The following is a 3,110-nucleotide window of genomic DNA, read 5'->3' as shown; positions in this document are numbered from 1 at the left end:
GGGTTCGGCGGCGCATCCGGGTTCTCGGACTTTTTCGAAACGCTGTTCGGCCAGGGCTTCCAGGCTGGCGATTTCGGCGGCCACAACCCCTTCGGCGGCCAGCCGGCACGGCCATCGCCGCAAACCGCTCGCATTTCCGTGTCGCTGGAAGACGTGTTCAACGGCGTCAAGCGACGCCTGACGGTCAATGACGCCGGCGGCGCGCGCCAGATCGATGTCCAGATCCCCAAGGGTGTGCGGTCGGGACAGAAGATTCGCCTGACCGGTCAGGGGCGCCTGGGCGCCGGTGGTCAGCGCGGCGATCTGCTACTGGAGGTCGACATTCAGCCCCATCCGGTGTTTGAGCTGGACGGTCGCGACGTGCGCGTCACCGTCCCGATCACGCCCTGGGAGGCCGGTCTGGGCTCCAAGCTGGAGGTCGCCACGCTGGGTGGCACGGTCACGCTGAAGGTTCCGCCGGGCGCACGGACCGGACAGTCGCTGCGGCTGCGCGGGCGCGGCCTGCCCGGCAATCCCGCAGGGGATCAGCTGGTGACCCTGCAGATTCAGACTCCGCCGGCGAACACCAAGGAAGAGAAGGATTTCTACGAGAAAATGGCGGCCGCGTTCTCGTTCAACCCCCGCCGGGAGCATGGTCGGGCGTAGACTGAGCGGATCGGTTCGGCGTCCAGGCTTCAGGGAGTGCCATGGATCCGTTGAATACAGCCCCGAATGTCCTGGCGATCGTCTCCCTGGGGATGGCCCTGGCGTTCGTGCTGTCCGACCGTCGCTCCGTCACCAGCCGCATGCTCGCCTGCGCCCTGGCGAGCATCGCCGCATCAATTTACGTCAACACCGCGTGGATCGAACCCGTCCCGCCCGATGAGCTGGGACCCTGGGCCGGGATCGGCGCCCTGACCGACGCTGCAGCGATGATCTTCAGCGCACAATGGCTGCTGCAGATTCGTCGCACCATTCCGGCGGGCGATCTCGACACCCGCGTCGGCGACTGGCTGGTCCGCATCGCCCAGTTCTGGTCCCTGCTCTACCTCGCCCTCGGCGTCTTCGCCTACCAGCTGCGGGCCGAATACTTCCTCACCGGGCTGTCCGATGGCTGGGGACTGCCACCGCTGGAGTTCATGATCTTCGCCGCACCGTTGCTGATGGCGATGCTCAGTATGGCGTTCGTGATCCGGCTGATCATGTTCCGCCGTCCGGAGTATTCGGAATCGGTGCGGTTGATCGGGTTCCTCATCGGCGCGCCGCTGATCGCGCTGGGCCTGGTTGTTGGTCAGGACATCGCCGCGTACACGACCTCGGTAGGCCTGATGATCCTGCTGGTCGGCGCGGTGCAGTTCCACGTTCTGGAAGGCCAGAAAGGTGCGTTCATGGGGCGTTTTCTGGCGCCGCAGGTCGCCGAGCTGGTCCGCCGCGAGGGACTCAAGCGGACGATGGGCAGCGACACGGTGCAGCTGTCCGTGGTTGCCTGTGATGTCAGGGGGTTCACCGGCTATGCGGAAGCGATCCCGTCGGAACGTGTCATCCGTGGCCTGCGCAGCTATTACGACCGCGTCGGCGAGATCGCGGCCCGCCACGGCGCCACGATCAAGGACTATGCCGGCGACGGTGTGCTGATGCTGGTCGGCGCACCGCTGCCCTGTGACAACCATGCGCAGATCGCCGTTGCCCTCGCGCGGGATTTGCAGCGCGAGATCGCCCCGATGCTGGAGCAATGGTCACTCGCCCACCACCAGCTCGGCTTCGGTATCGGCGTCGCAACCGGCGAGGCCACCGTGGGTATCGTCGGCGGCGCCTCGCGGCTCGAGTACGCCGCGGTCGGCGCCGTGGTCAACCGGGCGGCACGGCTTTGCGACGCGGCGCGGTCCGGAGAGGCGCTGCTGGACGCCGCCACCCATGCCGAGATTCAGCCCCAGCACCAGTACAACCTCAGGGACTCCGGCCAGCGCCAGCTCAAGGGCATCGACACACCCGTCGCGACCTACGCGATCCACCGGGCCTGATCGCCGTCCACGGCTGCCGACGCCCCGCCCTGCGCCGAAAGTCGACTGGCCTTCTCCGACGGAATCGGTCAGTCTCCGCGCCCCGACCACGCAGGAATTCCAAGGATCGTGAGCAGTTTTGCGTTGTTGCTGGGCGCGCTGGCGCTGGGCTACCTGTTCGCAAACCGGCGGTGGATGCCCGCCGACTCACCCGCCGTGCTCAATGCCTGGGTGATTCGCATCGCCCTGCCCGCGCTGGTCCTGGTCCAGATTCCCAAGATTCCGTTTCAGCCGGAGCTGCTGTTCGCCGCCGCCGGACCGTGGATGGTGGCGCTGGGCGCCTGTGTGGTCGTACCGCTCACGGGCCGCCTGCTGCGCTGGGATCGCGGACGCACCGGCGCGGTGTTGCTGACCTGCGGGCTCGGCAACACCGCGTTCATGGGTCTACCGATGATCCAGGCGCTGTTCGGCCGCGACGCCATCGGCACCGCGGTGATCTCCGACCAGCTCGGCTCGTTCATGATGCTGTCCACGCTCGGGGTGCTGATCGCGGCGCTCTACAGCGGCCAGCAGATTCACGCCCGTGCCATCGCCCGGCGTGTGGTGCTGTTCCCGCCGTTCATCGCGCTGATCGCCGCCTTCGTGGTCGGCGCGCTGGGTGGCTGGCCCGCATGGATCGAGTATGTGCTCGACCGGCTCGCCGAAACGCTGACCCCGGTCGCCCTGTTCACGGTCGGCTTCCAGATGCGATTCGGCGACGTCTGGCGCCTGCGCCTGCCGATCGCCGCCGGCCTGACCTGGAAGCTGCTGCTCGCGCCGGCGCTGGTGCTCGGCGTCGGCATGGCGCTTGGCATCACCGGTCAGCTGCGGGACGTCACGGTCACGCAGTCGGCCATGGCGCCGATGATCACCGCGGGCATCATGGCAGCCGACGCCAGGCTGGAACCACCGCTGGCGACGGCCATGCTCGCGGCCGGCATCGCATTGTCGTTCCTGACCGTGCCGCTGTGGACGCTGATGCTCTAGGGAAGCACTGATTTATTCACGCCGCCAAGTTGCCGCCTGAAATGAGGCCAGGCAAGGCGCGAGGAGAGAAGTTTGGTCATTCCAAATAACCGACGAGTAACGCCG

Annotated in this window: 3 protein-coding genes; all 3 read left to right on the top strand. The window is 67.2% G+C overall.

Annotated elements, in window-relative coordinates; all coding sequences use genetic code 11:
• Nucleotides 1–645 (top strand): J domain-containing protein (locus ABNS06_RS01255; RefSeq protein WP_348672143.1); only part of this gene is annotated, 645 nt, incomplete at its 5' end.
• A gap of 50 nt (nucleotides 646–695) precedes the next feature.
• Nucleotides 696–2,000 (top strand): adenylate/guanylate cyclase domain-containing protein, encoded by a 1,305-nt coding sequence (locus ABNS06_RS01250; protein WP_348672141.1) that lies wholly within the window; start codon nucleotides 696–698, stop codon nucleotides 1,998–2,000.
• Nucleotides 2,001–2,108: 108 nt separating this feature from the next.
• The gene (locus ABNS06_RS01245) at nucleotides 2,109–3,005 is read left to right on the top strand and encodes an AEC family transporter (protein ID WP_348672140.1); all 897 of its coding nucleotides are present in this window, start codon (nucleotides 2,109–2,111) and stop codon (nucleotides 3,003–3,005) included.
• The last annotated feature ends 105 nt before the right edge of the window (nucleotides 3,006–3,110 follow it).

This window comes from uncultured Abyssibacter sp. (genome assembly GCF_964000955.1).
Taxonomy (GTDB): Bacteria; Pseudomonadota; Gammaproteobacteria; order Nevskiales; family OUC007; genus Abyssibacter.
The sequence above is the reverse complement of the archived record's forward strand: the minus strand, read 5'-3'. Positions and strand labels throughout refer to the sequence as shown.